Here is a 15,429-nt window from a genome sequence, read left to right on the forward strand (position 1 = left end):
AGCCACCTTAGTTAGAGGTGGCTTCGATCGTTTTTCCAATATCTTTTCTGTAAAAGTACCCTTGCGTATGATCAATAGATCCTAAAGTTTCATAAGCATTATCTGCTGCTTTTTCCAATGTTGAATCCTTGGCTCCAACCAGCAATACACGCCCACCATCCGATACAAGTTTATCCCCATCATACTTCGTTCCTGCATGAACAGTAAAAGATTTTGGTGAGGACAGATCAGGAATAGCTATCCCCTTTTGGTAAGCTGCCGGGTATCCTTCTGAGGCTAGGACAACCCCAACACAGGAATTCTCCTCCCATTCCAGTTCAGGATTTTCCCCTTTTAAAACATCTGTCAGTACTTGCACCAAGTCATTCTTCAACAGTGGTAAAACAACCTGTGTTTCCGGATCTCCAAATCGTGTGTTAAACTCGATAACTTTGGGACCTTCTGCTGTCATGATTAAGCCAGCATACAGTATTCCAGTAAAAGGGCGGTCTTCCTTCATTAATCCATCTGCGGTTTTTTGTAATATTTTTTTGGTAGCAAAAGCAATATGTTCTGCTGTAACATCTGGTACAGGGGCAAAGGCGCCCATCCCACCTGTATTCGGACCTTGATCATTATCATAGGCACGTTTATGATCTCTTGCTGGAACCATGGGGTACACGTTGTTTTCATGTACAAAAGCCATCAGTGAGAATTCCTTGCCAACGAGGAACTCTTCGATCACAATGGTTGCTCCGGCTTCTGCAAATGTCTTAGAGACCAGCATTTGCTCTACCGCTTCCAAGGCCTGTTGTTTTGTTTCTGCAACAACAACCCCTTTTCCTGCAGCAAGGCCATCTGCTTTGATTACAATTGGAGCTCCCTTTTCCTCTATATAGGCGTTTGCTGCTTCTGTGTCTGTAAATGTAGCATAAGCAGCTGTTGGGATTTCATATTCCATCATAAATTCTTTCGCAAAGTTTTTACTGCCTTCTAATAGAGCAGCTTCCTTTGTTGGTGCGAACACTGCCAGACCTTCTTCTTGAAATCTATTGGCAATTCCTGCATTCAGCGGATTCTCTGGTCCGATGATGGTAAGGTCAATCGCTTCTCTTTTTGCGAAATCAAGGAGACTGTCACTATCCATTTCGTCAATTGCAACACATGCAGCATGCCGCTCGATCCCACCATTTCCAGGTGCAGCGAATAGTTTGGTCACCTTTTCACTCTCAGCCAGTTTCATAATAATACTATGTTCACGTCCGCCTCTTCCGACGACTAGTACATTCATCAGAACGCCCCCTTTGGGTAGTTAGGTTAAGTTAGTGTGTTGAATAACTTGGAATTAATGCTTAAAATGACGCATGCTTGTATATACCATTGCAATTCCATGCTCGTTGCATACATCTATTGAATCCTGATCCCGCTTCGAGCCACCTGGCTGAATAATTGCTGTAACACCTGCTTTAGCAGCAGCCTCGACAGTGTCTGGCATAGGAAAGAATGCATCTGAAGCCATAGCTGCACCACGAGCCTTCTCACCTGCTTGTTCGATCGCAATGGAAGCTGCACCAATCCGGTTCATTTGTCCTGCTCCTACTCCGACAGTCTGCTGATCTTTTGCTAATACAATGGCATTTGATTTCACATGCTTCACTGCTTTCCAGGCAAATAATAAATCAGCTAACTCTTCTTCAGATGGCTGGCGTTTTGTGGCAACCGTCACGTCATTCTCTGCTATATCTCCCGCATCGCTATCTTGAATAAGTACGCCACCTTTGACGGTAGTCAACTTTTGATATGTTGCTTCCTTCTCTGCCATTTCCAACTCGAGCAAGCGAATGTTTTTCTTTTTAGTTAGAATTTCAAGCGCTTCTTTTGAAAATCCTGGTGCAATAATAATCTCTAAAAATATTTCACTAAGCTTTTCTGCAGTAAAGTTGTCTATTTCCCTGTTACAAGCAACAATGCCACCAAAAATAGATATGGAATCTGCTTCATAGGCCTTTTGAAAAGCGTTGTTGATAGTATCCGCAACACCAATGCCGCATGGGTTCATATGTTTAACAGCAACTGCAGCAGGATCGCGGTATTCAGAAAGAATTTCCAAAGCAGCATTTGCATCTTGAATATTGTTGAATGAAAGCTCTTTCCCGTGTAATTGATCAGCAGTTGCAAGACTTCCTGCTGAGTTCAAAGGGTTTTTATAAAAAGCAGCCTGCTGATGAGGGTTTTCCCCATAGCGTAATGTCTGTACTTTTTCATATGTAACGGTAAACGTTTCTGGAAACTCTTCCTCTGTTACTTCTGTAAAATAGCGTGAAATGAGTGCATCATAATGAGCAGTATGACGGAAAACTTTTGCCGCTAGCTGTTGGCGTTTATTTCCATCCAACGTACCTTGACGCTGCGCTTCCAATATATCCTCATAATCGGCTGGATCGACAATAACTGTGACATCTGCATAGTTCTTCGCAGCTGCCCGAAGCATTGTTGGTCCACCAATATCAATATTTTCGATAATTTCTTCTTGCGAAACGCCCTCTTTTTCAAGCGTTTGTTTAAACGGATAAAGGTTCACAACGACCATATCAATCGGTGATATCCCATTCTCCTCCAACTGCTTCATGTGATCTGTGCTCGACCTTTTAGCGAGTAGGCCTCCATGTATAGAAGGATGCAATGTTTTAACACGCCCATCCATTATTTCAGGAAACCCAGTTACCTCATCGACAGCAGTTGCAGGTAATCCTGCATCAAGAAGCGTACGCAATGTGCCTCCTGTAGAAATAATGTCATAGTCGAGATCGATAAGTCCTTTTGCAAACTCCGTTATCTTTTCTTTGTTGGAGACACTGATTAATACGCGTTTCTTCATAAGTTAGCCCTCACTTTGATTGTAAAAGTTTATTGATTACCTGTGGATATAGTTCATGTTCTATCTTTTGGATTCGCTTTTTTAACGTTTCTTCCGAATCTGTTGGAAAGATCTCCAATGGCTCCTGGGCAATAATTGGTCCTGTATCAATTCCTTCATCAACATAATGTACTGTCACACCTGTACTCGACGCTCCTGCATGGTATGCTTGACCAATGGCATCTTTACCTGGAAATTCCGGTAGTAAAGATGGATGAATATTAATGATTCTATTTGCAAAAGCCTGCAGTAAGGCTGGTCCAACAATGCGCATATAACCAGCAAGAAATATCCACGTTACATTCGCTTCCTGAAGCTTCTGAATCAGAAATTGCTCATAGTCAGCTTTTGATGGATAATCCTTTGGATCGAATACAATTGACGGAATACCAAAACGGGCGGCTTTCTCAACTGCGCCCGCTTCCGGCTTGTCACAAACCAACAGCACAACATCACATGTCAGATCTTTCGTTTCTATAATCGCTTGAAAATTACTTCCTGTCCCGGATGCAAATACGGCTGCCTTTACAGTACTCATGCCTTAAATTGCACTCCTTCATCAGCAATCACGTTGCCAATAACAGTCGCTTCTTCTCCCGCTTCCAGCAGCTTACCCAGAACAACCTCAACATTCTGCTCTTCTACAACTAGTGCCATACCAATCCCCATGTTAAACACACCATACATGTCTTCATTTGAAATATTTCCTTTTTCCTGTAAAAAAGTAAAGACCTCAGGTGTATGCCATGTTGTTCGGTCAAGCTCAACCCCTAACCCACTTGGCAGCATGCGTGGAAAGTTTTCATAAAAACCGCCACCAGTAATATGTGAGATACCTTTAATGGAATGCTCCTCAAGAACTGCAGCTACCGGTTTTGCATATATTTTCGTTGGAGTCAAGAGTGTTTCTCCCAGTGTCTGGGATAAACCTTCATATGTTTGATTCAAATCAAGCTCAGCGATAATCTTACGCACGAGCGAATACCCATTCGAATGAATTCCACTTGAAGGGAGACCTATAATAGCATCTCCAGCTGTGATTGACTCGCCTGTAACGAGTTTTGACTTTTCGGCAATTCCTACCACAAACCCCGCCAGATCATAATCATTGTCCTCATACATCCCCGGCATTTCAGCAGTTTCACCACCGATTAGCGCCGCGCCTGCATCAACACAACCATTAGAAATCCCCTCAACAATTTGTTCAATCATTTTTGGTTCGTTTTTACCGCATGCAATATAATCAAGGAAAAAAAGTGGTTGAGCGCCCTGTGCAACAATGTCATTTACACACATGGCAACCAAGTCAATTCCTACCGTGTCATGCTTTGCTGATTCAATGGCCAGTTTCAATTTCGTGCCGACACCATCTGTTCCTGAAACCAATACCGGTTCTTTGTAGTTAAAGGATGATAACTCAAACAATCCCGCAAAAGCCCCGATCCCACCTAATACTTCCGGTCGCGTTGTTTTTGCTATATGCTTCTTCATTCGTTCGACAGCTTCGTAGCCCTTTTCCACATCTACCCCAGCGTCCTTATATACATTAGCCATGTCTGACCCACCCTTTAGCATAGTTTCTTAACACTTCGTATAAGAAATGCCTGTTTGACCGTCTTCCGTAACAGGATAATTTCCTGTAAAGCATGCGTTGCATATTCCCTGATTTATTGTATTATCTTTAATAATTGCCTGCTCCAAGCCCTTGGCTGAAAGGTAAGCAATACTGTCAGCGCCAATAATTTCTGCAATTTCATCAATTGTATTATTGGCAGCAATCAACTCATCATTCGTTGACATATCTATCCCGTAATAACATGGATTTTCAATTGGCGGAGAGGCAATGCGGACATGCACCTCTTTGGCACCTGCTTCTTTCAGCAGACGAACTATTCTTCTGCTCGTTGTTCCTCTAACAATCGAGTCATCGATCATAACAACCCGCTTTCCTTCCACAATACCGCGAACTGGCGAAAGCTTCATTTTAACACCCTGTTCACGCAGCTCTTGCGATGGTTGGATAAACGTTCTGCCTACGTAACGGTTTTTAATAATCCCCATTTCATAAGGCAAACCGCTCTCTTCTGCATAACCAATTGCCGCAGAAATACTGGAATCAGGAACACCGATCACACAATCTGCTTCCGCAGGCGCTTCTTTTGCAAGTTCTATGCCCATTCTTTTTCTGGAGGCGTGAACATTCACATAGTTTAAATCACTATCCGGTCTGGACAAATAAACATATTCCATCGCACACATTCTTCGTTGTTCTCGTAAAGCAAATCGAGTAGACTCGATTCCTTTATCACTGATCGTTACTAATTCTCCAGGAAGAACTTCACGTTCGAACTTTGCTCCAACAATATCAAATGCACATGTTTCGGATGCTACCACATAGGCATCTCCTATTTTACCGATGGAAAGGGGACGAATACCACGTGGATCAAGTGCAACGTACATTTTGTCTTCTTTTAAAATCACATAAGCATAGGCTCCAATTACCTCCTGCAGCGCATCAGAGATGGACTCCTCGGAGGTCTCTTTGCCACTTCGTCTGATCAGATGGGCGAGAACCTCTGTATCGGAAGATGTTTGTAAAATACTACCTTCTGCTTCCAGCTCACCACGAAGCTTGTAGGCATTCATAATATTTCCGTTATGCGCAAGAGCCATGCTCCCGGATTGCGAACGGAATAACAATGGCTGAACATTATCAATACCACCGTCTCCCTGTGTTCCATAGCGAACATGACCAATAGCTGCATGGCCGGAAAGATCTGAAAAACGTGCTCGTTTAAACACATCATTTACTAGCCCTAAACCTTTATGGACCTTTAAAGAAGAACCATCACTAACAACGACTCCGGCACCTTCCTGCCCACGATGCTGGAGTGCATGCAGTCCATAATACGTTATCTCAGCTGCCTTCTCATGACCCCAAATACCGAACACGCCACATTCTTCGTTTATGCCTTTGATTTCAGCAAGCATGGTATAGCTCCTTTCCATAATTCTCTTAGTTGAGCTGCATCTTCTTGAATGACGTTCTCGTTATTGATAGTAACTGTCACCTGATTATCTTCTGTGACCACACCAATTTTCTTTGCATCTTCCATAGTCTTTTCAAAATGCTCTTTATTATAAGGTTTCACTGTGACTAAAAATCTTGATTGGGACTCACTGAACAATACAGTAGTAGCATCTCCATCAATCGAGCTATCCACTCCCAATCCCTTTTCATTGAACACACTTTCTGCTAGTGCAACAGCCAAGCCGCCTTCTGCGAGATCATGTGCCGATTCAACCATTCCTTGCTGAATCAATTCAAGAAGCTGTTTCTGTCTTTTTGCCTCCACGTTCAAATCAATAACAGGAGCCTTACCACGATAAGATCCTTCCAGTATGTTCTGCAATTCGCTTCCACCAAACTCTGCCTGTGTCTCACCGATTAAATAAATGATGTCACCTGCCTCTTGAAAATGACTAGGTGTAATATGTTCCAATGATTCATGTAAGCCAACCATTCCAACAATTGGTGTCGGGAAAATAGCTTTTCCTTTTGATTGGTTATATAATGATACGTTTCCACTAATAACCGGTGTTCCCAGAGCAGTGCAAGCTGCACTCATGCCTTCCACACTCTTCTCCATTTGCCAGAAAACTTCCGGATTTGTCGGGTTACCAAAGTTCAGACCATCCGTTAAGCCTAGCGGGCGAGCCCCTGAACAAACAATATTGCGAGCCGCTTCTGCGACAGCGATTTTCCCACCTGTTTCGGGATCTAAATAAATATAGCGGGAATTACAATCTGTCGTAATTGCCAGTGCTTTATCGGAACCCTTAATACGGACCACGGCAGCATCTGAGCCTGGTGCTACAACCGTATTTGTCTGTACCATGGAATCATATTGATCATAAACCCATTCTTTACTTGCAATGGTTGGCTGCTGAAGAAGTTTTTTTAACATCTCCGCAGGATCGTTTATCTGTGGAATAGTAGTCTCCATTTGCTGAAATTCTTTATAATAAGCAGCTTCCTTTGATGGCATATGATAGACTGGTGCTTCTTCAGCCAAGGCGTCTACAGGAATATTTGCCTCTACTCTGCCATGCTGCTTGATGCGGAATACCTTTTCTTCGATTACTTCACCTACAGTAACTGCCTGTAGTCCATACTTCTCAAATACATCAATGATTTCCTGTTCGCGTCCTTTTTTCACAACGAGCAGCATACGCTCCTGTGATTCAGATAGCATTAGCTCATAAGCATTCATGTTCTGTTCACGCTGTGGAACAAGATCCAGGTTCATTTCCATTCCAGTGCCTGCTTTGCTAGCCATTTCACTTGCTGAGGAGGTAAGGCCTGCTGCCCCCATATCCTGCATGCCTACTAAGGCATCTGAATGAATAACTTCCAAACAAGCTTCGATTAGAAGTTTTTCCATGAATGGGTCACCTACCTGAACTGCCGGACGGTCCTTATCGGAATCCTCTGCCAGGTCATCAGATGCAAATGTTGCCCCATGAATCCCGTCGCGCCCTGTTGGTGCGCCCGCATAAATAACCGTATTCCCGATACCGGATGCGATTCCTTTTTGTATTTCATCATGGTTAATTAATCCAACACACATCGCGTTAACTAGTGGATTATCTTCGTAGCTTTCATCGAACTGTACTTCGCCACCAACTGTTGGGACACCTACACAGTTTCCATAACCAGCAATTCCGTTCACAACCTCTGTGAAAAGGTACTTCACACGATCCGTCGTTAGGTTGCCGAATCTTAATGAATTCATTAGCGCAATTGGACGAGCCCCCATGGAAAATACATCACGGATAATGCCGCCAACTCCTGTAGCTGCACCTTGATATGGCTCAACTGCCGAGGGATGATTATGACTTTCAATTTTAAAAACGACTGCCTGATTATCACCAATATCAATAATTCCAGCACCCTCACCTGGTCCTTGAAGAACATGAGGTGCTTTTGTAGGAAATTTCCCAAGCAAAGGTTTTGATGTCTTATAACTGCAGTGCTCTGACCACATAACGGAGAAGATTCCGGTCTCAGTAAAGTTCGGACGGCGTTTCATAATATCTTTCACCATATTGTATTCCGGATCACTTAGCCCCATATCTTTATACAGCTTTTCGTTCTCAACCTGCTCTGGTGTAATATCATGTGTTTGCAACATAGGATTCCCTCCAATTTTTAACGATGGACTGAAATAATTTAAGGCCATCATCACTTCCAAGCAATTGTTCCACCGCACGTTCCGGGTGTGGCATCATGCCAAGTACGTTTCCTTCTTTGTTGATGATTCCTGCAATATCTGCTACAGATCCATTTGGATTATTTTGATAGGTTAAAACGATTTGATTATTCGCTTTCAGATCAGCTAAAGTTGCTTCATCACAGAAATAATTTCCTTCTCCATGAGCAATCGGGAAACGAATAACTTCTCCTTCTTCATAGCCGGATGTAAATAAGGTCCGATTGTTTTCAACAACAAGTGGCTCCTGGTGACACATAAATGAAAGATTCTTATTTCGAAGCATTGCACCAGGTAATAGCCCAGCCTCAAGCAGAATCTGGAAACCATTACATACTCCTAATACTGGTTTTCCAAGTGCAGCATGTTCCTTAATTTGTTTCATCACATCAGATGTAGAGGCAACCGCGCCTGAACGCAAGTAATCACCATAAGAAAATCCGCCCGGTAATAGTATCCCATCATAATTCTTCAAATTACTATTTTCATACCAGACTAAATCAGCTTCGGCCTGCAGAATTTCCTTGGCAGCATGATACATATCTCGGTCACAATTAGACCCCGGAAAGACAACTACAGCAAATTTCATGACCGAACAGCCTCCTCCACAGTGTAGCGATAATCTTCAATTACCGGGTTAGCCAGTAATTTATCGCACATTTCCTTAATACGTGCTTCTAAATCCGGCCCTTCCTCCACTTGCAATTCAATTGATTTCCCAACACGTGCTTCCTGAATTTCCTTGTACCCCAAAGAATTCAATGACTCTTGTATTGCCTTACCTTGTGGGTCTAAAACACTTGGCTTTAACGTAATATTAACTGTTACCTTTTTCATGATATTGCCTCCAGTCGTTTTAAAATCTCTTCGTATCCTTCAATTAAATCTCCTGTGCCCTGACGAAAAACATCCTTATCAAGTTTTTCATGTGTCGTTATATCCCATAACCTGCATGTGTCTGGTGACACCTCGTCAGCCAATACGATACAATCACTGGCCAAACGTCCAAACTCTAATTTGAAATCCACTAATTTTACATTAATTGCTGCAAACAAATCGCTTAATTGTTTGTTTATTTCCAAGGCTTTCTCTTTAATTTCCTGCAGTTCTGACGGCGTTACGCTGCTTAGCAGCAGTGCGTGCTGATCATTTATCAGCGGGTCACCCAGTTCATCATCCTTGTAGAATAATTCAACTATAGGCGGATTGAACACTGTCTTCTCTTCGATACCCAATCTTTTTGTTAAATTACCAGTTGCCAAATTTCTTACAACAACTTCAATTGGAATAATTTCCGTTTGGTGAACAAGCTGCTCTGTCTCACTTAGGCGTTCTATAAAATGTGTTTCTATGCCCTTTTCATGAAGTCTCGGAAAAATAAGTGCTGATATCTCGTTGTTTAACCGGCCTTTTCCTGCGAAGGTTTCTTTCTTTTCTCCATTAAATGCTGTTGCATCATTTTTGTAATCCAGGATCAATTGGCCTGGTTTATCTTTCGCCTGATACACCTTTTTAGCTTTTCCTTCATATAAAAGAGCTTCCTTCACATTACTTACCCCCAGTTAACCCAATTCGGTTGAAAATAAAGTCCACGTTTTTCAAATGGTGTGTATAATCAAAGCAATCGTTTATTTCATTCTGAGATAATTTTGACGTAATCTGTTCATCCGTTTCTACAAGCTTCTTAAACGATGTCGCGGTTTCCCATGCATGCATTGCTTTTGGCTGAACAATATCATAAGCTGCTTCTCGTGCCATTCCTTTGTCGATCAATGTCAGCAATACCCGCTGAGAAAATATCACGCCATACGTTCTATCAATATTCCGTTTCATATTGTCTGGAAAAACGGTGAGATTTTTTACGATCGTTGAGAAACGATTCAGCATGTAATTAAGCGCAATCGTTGCATCTGGTAATATTACTCGTTCAGCTGATGAATGGGAGATATCACGCTCATGCCAAAGCGAGACGTTTTCATATGCGGTCATCATATATCCACGGATAACACGAGCCATCCCAGTCATGTTTTCTGAACCAATTGGATTACGCTTATGTGGCATTGCTGAAGATCCTTTCTGACCTTTTGCAAAGAATTCTTCTACTTCGCGTGTTTCCGTTTTTTGTAACCCGCGAATTTCCGTAGCAAACTTTTCGATAGATGTTGCAATTAAGGCGAGTGCCGAAACGTATGCCGCATGGCGGTCACGCTGCAATGTCTGGGTAGAAACAGGTGCAGGTGCCAGTCCCAGACTTTGGCAAACATGTTGTTCCACAAAAGGATCAATGTTTGCATAGGTTCCCACAGCCCCTGAAAGCTTCCCGAATTCCACGTCATTCGCTGCTGCATTGAATCGTTCAAGATTTCTTTTCATTTCTTCATACCAAAGCGCGAGCTTCAACCCAAATGTAGTTGGCTCCGCATGAACCCCGTGCGTCCGACCCATCATTACCGTGTGCTGATGTTCGATTGCCTTGTTTTTTAAAATTTCAATGAACGCTATGACATCTTTTCGGATAATATCATTGGCTTGTTTTATTAAATAGGAGAGCGCAGTATCGACCACATCTGTTGAAGTTAATCCATAATGAACCCATTTGCGCTCCTCACCAAGCGTCTCTGATACCGCACGCGTAAATGCAACAACATCATGCCTTGTTTCTTGTTCTATTTCATAAATCCTATCCATATCAAAGGATGCATTTTCTCGTAGTTCCTTTACATCTTCAGCCGGAATAGCCCCTAGCTCGCTCCATGCTTCACATGCTAAAATTTCCACTTCAAGCCATGCTTTAAATTTATTCTCTTCCGTCCAAATTGATCCCATTTCTTCTCTGGTGTAGCGTTCTATCATTGTTTGGCCTCCTCGAATACCTGGATCTGCTTATTAATTTCTTCCTGAGTTTCTGCTATAAACGTAATATGCCCCATTTTACGTTTAGCTTTCGCTTCTGCCTTTCCATATAAATGTACGAAGCCTTCTGTTGTCCGTGGCAAGGCCTTGAGAACACCATCCATGTCTTCCCCCAGAACATTGACCATTGTGGCTGGTTGTAGAAGCTTAACCTCAGTAAGAGGTAATCCGCAAATTGCTCGTATATGCTGGCCAAACTGCGAAATAGTGCATGCTTCAATTGTATAATGCCCCGAATTATGTGGGCGTGGAGCCATTTCATTTAAGAAAATATTATTTCCTTGTACGAACAACTCAATTGTAAATGTTCCAACAACCTCTACCTTTTCAGCAAGAGCTCGAGCAGCATTGTATGCTTTTTCCTGAACATCCTCACTAATTGCAGCCGGGACTGTTGTTTTGTATAAAATATGATCCTTATGCTCGTTTTCAGCAATTGGGAAAAATGTAAGCTCACCAGATTGTGTACGTGTAAATACTACTGAAATTTCTTTTTCAAAAGCTATCCATTGTTCGATAATGCAGTGCTTGTTCTGATCAGCAAAAGCTATCGCTTCTTCTATATCATCTCGGGAGTTAAGTTTCACCTGTCCTTTACCGTCATATCCGCCGCGACATGTTTTAATGACTGCAGGAAAGCTGAAATTCTCTAATGCCTTTTTACATTCGGCACCGCTTGTAATGATAGTAAAAGGTGGTACTGGTAAATCCGCATCCTTCATCAATTGCTTTTCTTTTTCACGATTCTGCGTAATTTCCAAGGCTCTGGCTCCTTGAGGCAGCTTTCCTAGTTCTTCGATGTATGCAGCTGCTTCAAGGTCAATGTTTTCAAATTCGTAGGTGACACAATCACTGATTTCGGTTAACTCCTTGATTGCACGGATATCATCATAGGCAGCAATAATTTGTTTATCCGCCACTTGAGCAGTCGGGCAATTTGGTGTTGGATCAAGGACAGCCACGTTGTATCCCATATATTTAGCAGCAATCGTCATCATGCGACCCAGTTGACCGCCGCCGATAATTCCGATTGTTTGGGGTGGAAGGATTGTCATATTATTTTTTTGCAAGATCTTCCCTCATTTCTTTAACCTTCGATTGCATTTCTTCCCGGTAAGTTACCAGCTTTGCTGCTGTATAATCATCGTACGTACCAATAATTTGCGCTGCCAGTATACCAGCGTTTGTTGCTCCTGCTTTTCCAATAGCTACGGTCGCCGTAGGTACACCGCCAGGCATTTGCACGATAGATAGGAGTGAATCCAAACCGTTTAAAGCCTTACTTTGAACGGGTACACCAATGACAGGTAATGTGGTCTGTGAGGCAACCATCCCCGGGAGATGGGCTGCTCCTCCAGCTCCTGCAATAATTACTTTCAGCCCGCGTTCACGTGCTGTTCTTGCGTAAGTAAACATCTCATCCGGTGTCCGGTGTGCTGAAATAACATCCTTTTCATATGCAACGCCAAGCTCATCCAGTGCATTGCAAGTATGCTGCATTGTGTCCCAGTCTGAAATACTCCCCATAATTACTCCAACGATAGCCATCTTGAATCCCTCTCTCTAGTAGAATTTCATTACTATTTCACAGAGCGTTTGCGCTTTTTGTTCAATTAAAAAAGTCTATTCTCCTCCCTCATATTATGAGAGAAGATGAATAGACTTATGCCTTGTAGACACAACCAGTTAACGATGAATGAATAAGCAAGGAACAAAAAAACGTGACCTTGACGTTTGCAATGTTCCATGCTTATTCCGCGAGTCACTGGAAGTCTTGCTGGGCAAAGTGCATTAAAACGGATCATTGTTCGTTCACAACGATTCATCCTCCCCCATAGTCCAGCTTTTACGGAGCTGGGTAGAAACTTCTGAGCCATATTCTCAGGAAATATATGAGGTGCCGTATTCATTTGTTGATATCATCATAACAAAATCGGGGTACAAATGTCAATATAAAATCGAACGTTTTGTAGGTATTTAGTTTTAATGTTCGGTTTTTGCTAAGGGTCTAGCTATTTAATTTCCTCCTGATTAATGAATTCGCTAATTCCTGAACCGATCCTTCAGCGATAATTTCCCGTAAATTGTTACTATTCATACGTCGCGACATAGAATCATGTCACCAGTATTTGGCAAGGTCTATCTCGAATATATTACCTTAAGTGAGGAGGTATTAGCTGCTCCGCCCAGCAGCAAAGAAATCACTGCGAAAGAGAGCAGCGTGTGTTTGAGAAGTCGCTTGTATCGGAGTAATAAAGGCGAAGTGTATTCCTCAGCGATAATCTTGTCATTAACGATTTACGCTGCGGTATATAACTACTTGAAAAACATTAACTAAAATTATAAAACTTGGCATTCGCCAAGCATTTGGGCGACGCCTTAGTTGCACTTATGCAGAAAGAAATATGGTTATACTTTCTTTGCTGCAAATAAAAAAGCACGCTCTCCTATTTTCAGGAAATCGTGCTATCTTTTCGTAAGGTTATCCCTTCTTTTAAGGACTTTTTGTTAATTTTGCCAACATGTGTTTTTGGTAATTCATCTAATACATAAAAAACCTTTGGCACCTTATATCTTGTTAATTTTTTTTTACAATATGACTCCAATTCAGACTCATTCATTTCATTTTTTAAAACGATGAATGCCGCAACAATTTCTCCCCATTTATCATCAGGTAATCCAATAACAGATGCTTCATCAATATCCTTATGCGATTCCAGCCAATGCTCTACTTCCAAGGGATAAACATTCTCCCCGCCAGTAATTATCATATCTTTCTTTCTGCCCACAATATAGACATAACCATCTTTATCTTTTTTAGCAAGATCACCTGTATGGACCCAGCCATCTATGATTGTTTCATTAGTTTCTATTGGCTTATTCCAATAAAATTCAAACGAATGGTTACCTCGTAACAACAGTTCGCCAACTACATCAGAATCTGCTTCAACTCCGTTGTCCGTTATTATTTTTATCTCGTTAAAAAGCATTGGCTTTCCAACAGAGCCTAATTTCACAAACGTGTCCTCAGGATCAATATAGAAATTATTCGGACCTGCCTCTGTTAATCCGTAGCCTTCCCTGAAGGGGATTCCCTTTTCCGAAAATGCTCTGTATATTTTATGCGGACATGGCGCACCTCCTGATACAAAAACCTTCATATCCGGAAAATTCGACTTTTGGAAAACTTCTGTTTGAATAATCATATGGTACATGGTTGGTACGAATAATACGACCGTACATTTATAGGTAATCAGATCATTCACTGCTTTTTCCGCATCAAAATTAGATATAACTACTTTTCCACCAACAAGCAAAATCGGCAGCGAAAGAACATTCAACCCTCCCGTATGGAACATTGGTAAACATGTTAGTGTCGTATCTTCGTTGGACAACCCCCAGCTGGTGATTGTATTAAGTGCGTTCCATAATATGGACCGATTCGATAATACTACCCCTTTAGGTTTTCCAGTAGTCCCTCCTGTATAAATTATTGCAAGTGGATCCGTTTCCTTTATCTCTGCATTAATTCCAGATATTCTGCTCTGCAGGTTACTTATATAGTTATTTGTATCAATAACCGTCGTATCAATACTTGTCGAAATCTCATCTATCTTATCTTTAAACGATAAATCTATTCCGATTATTTTAGGTTCACAATCCTTAATTATGTAATCTAGTTCCGCATCAGCCAATCGCCAATTAAGCGGAACAAATATCGCTCCAATTTTCATGGAAGCAAAGAGAAAATCAAAATAACTTATATGGTTAGGGGCCAATAATGCAACTCGATCCCCTTTTTTGATTCCCTTCGAAACGAAATAATCGGCTAATTGCTCTGAGCGTCGGTAAAGCTGTTCATAAGTCCATGAATTATTTGTACAAGAGTCAATAATGGCTATATCTCCAGGTGTTAAATTCACACGACTCTTAAACCAATTGTTGATATCGCTTTGCATACATAACACTCCTTTTAATCGTCCACCTTTTCTATAAGATAAGTATAAGAAACAGGAGTTACACAACAGTTACATATACACTAGAACAAAAGCGCAAGAGCCCGGTTAGGGACGTACGGACTGCGCCCGCGCATCGCGGGTGGGTCGACGTTGCCGCGCAAAGCGGCGTAGTTAGTCGATCTTCCACTGCCACAGAACATAAAGGAAACATGCCCCTACATTAGGGGTATGCCGACGTTGGGTGCAAAGCCCGGTTTTAGTCGGCCTTCCTTTTTATTTCTCGAATCGATGTTGACTTATCGCACGGAGGTGAAGGAAGTCTCGCTAGTTCTTGGGCGCTGGAGCTGGACGTGGCTGTTTAAGTGTAAGAATTAATTGCAGTCAAAAA

The 15,429-nt window shown here is 42.0% G+C and carries 13 protein-coding genes and 1 riboswitch; all 13 genes read right to left on the minus strand.

Annotation, left to right across the window (positions count from 1 at the left end):
• Positions 1–7: 7 nt before the first annotated feature.
• The 13 genes from purD to QGM71_RS12680 all read right to left on the minus strand — a co-directional run bounded on the left by purD (position 8) and on the right by QGM71_RS12680 (position 15,041).
• On the minus strand, positions 8–1,270 hold the full coding sequence (purD, locus tag QGM71_RS12620) for a phosphoribosylamine--glycine ligase (protein WP_327607913.1): 1,263 nt from the start codon (positions 1,268–1,270) through the stop codon (positions 8–10).
• Positions 1,271–1,324: 54 nt separating this feature from the next.
• Positions 1,325–2,857, minus strand: coding sequence for a bifunctional phosphoribosylaminoimidazolecarboxamide formyltransferase/IMP cyclohydrolase (gene purH / locus QGM71_RS12625; RefSeq protein WP_327607914.1), 1,533 nt, complete (start codon positions 2,855–2,857; stop codon positions 1,325–1,327).
• Between the two features lie 10 nt (positions 2,858–2,867).
• Positions 2,868–3,434, minus strand: a complete 567-nt coding sequence (gene purN, locus QGM71_RS12630) for a phosphoribosylglycinamide formyltransferase (RefSeq protein WP_327607915.1) — start codon at positions 3,432–3,434, stop codon at positions 2,868–2,870.
• Positions 3,431–4,450: a phosphoribosylformylglycinamidine cyclo-ligase gene (gene purM, locus QGM71_RS12635; RefSeq protein WP_327607916.1), complete on the minus strand. Its 1,020-nt coding sequence runs from the start codon at positions 4,448–4,450 to the stop codon at positions 3,431–3,433. Before purM ends, purN begins: the two co-directional genes overlap by 4 nt.
• Positions 4,451–4,477: 27 nt before the next feature.
• Positions 4,478–5,887 carry an amidophosphoribosyltransferase gene (purF, locus tag QGM71_RS12640; RefSeq protein WP_327607917.1) on the minus strand — a complete coding sequence of 470 codons (1,410 nt, stop codon included), beginning with the start codon at positions 5,885–5,887 and terminating at the stop codon, positions 4,478–4,480.
• Complete coding sequence (gene purL / locus QGM71_RS12645) at positions 5,863–8,091, minus strand: phosphoribosylformylglycinamidine synthase subunit PurL (RefSeq protein ID WP_327607918.1); 2,229 nt, start codon at positions 8,089–8,091, stop codon at positions 5,863–5,865. Before purL ends, purF begins: the two co-directional genes overlap by 25 nt.
• Complete coding sequence (purQ, locus tag QGM71_RS12650) at positions 8,075–8,758, minus strand: phosphoribosylformylglycinamidine synthase subunit PurQ (protein WP_327607919.1); 684 nt, start codon at positions 8,756–8,758, stop codon at positions 8,075–8,077. The genes purL and purQ overlap by 17 nt, the downstream gene beginning before the upstream one ends.
• A complete protein-coding gene (gene purS / locus QGM71_RS12655; RefSeq protein ID WP_327607920.1) occupies positions 8,755–9,006 on the minus strand; it encodes a phosphoribosylformylglycinamidine synthase subunit PurS in 252 nt (83 codons plus the stop codon). Before purS ends, purQ begins: the two co-directional genes overlap by 4 nt.
• Entirely contained in the window at positions 9,003–9,716 is a 714-nt protein-coding gene (gene purC, locus QGM71_RS12660; protein WP_327607921.1) for a phosphoribosylaminoimidazolesuccinocarboxamide synthase, read from the minus strand. Before purC ends, purS begins: the two co-directional genes overlap by 4 nt.
• A gap of 1 nt (position 9,717) precedes the next feature.
• On the minus strand, positions 9,718–11,022 hold the full coding sequence (purB, locus tag QGM71_RS12665; protein WP_327607922.1) for an adenylosuccinate lyase: 1,305 nt from the start codon (positions 11,020–11,022) through the stop codon (positions 9,718–9,720).
• Positions 11,019–12,137: a 5-(carboxyamino)imidazole ribonucleotide synthase gene (gene purK, locus QGM71_RS12670; protein ID WP_407703029.1), complete on the minus strand. Its 1,119-nt coding sequence runs from the start codon at positions 12,135–12,137 to the stop codon at positions 11,019–11,021. Before purK ends, purB begins: the two co-directional genes overlap by 4 nt.
• Position 12,138: 1 nt before the next feature.
• Positions 12,139–12,630 (minus strand): 5-(carboxyamino)imidazole ribonucleotide mutase, encoded by a 492-nt coding sequence (gene purE / locus QGM71_RS12675; RefSeq protein WP_327607924.1) that lies wholly within the window; start codon positions 12,628–12,630, stop codon positions 12,139–12,141.
• 267 nt (positions 12,631–12,897) lie between these two features.
• A riboswitch (purine riboswitch) is annotated at positions 12,898–12,998 on the minus strand.
• A gap of 537 nt (positions 12,999–13,535) precedes the next feature.
• Positions 13,536–15,041 (minus strand): class I adenylate-forming enzyme family protein, encoded by a 1,506-nt coding sequence (locus tag QGM71_RS12680; protein ID WP_327607925.1) that lies wholly within the window; start codon positions 15,039–15,041, stop codon positions 13,536–13,538.
• Positions 15,042–15,429 lie beyond the last annotated feature (388 nt).

Origin of the sequence: Virgibacillus tibetensis (genome assembly GCF_036026595.1) — a bacterium.
GTDB classification, from domain to species: domain Bacteria; phylum Bacillota; class Bacilli; order Bacillales; family Amphibacillaceae; genus Virgibacillus_P; species Virgibacillus_P tibetensis.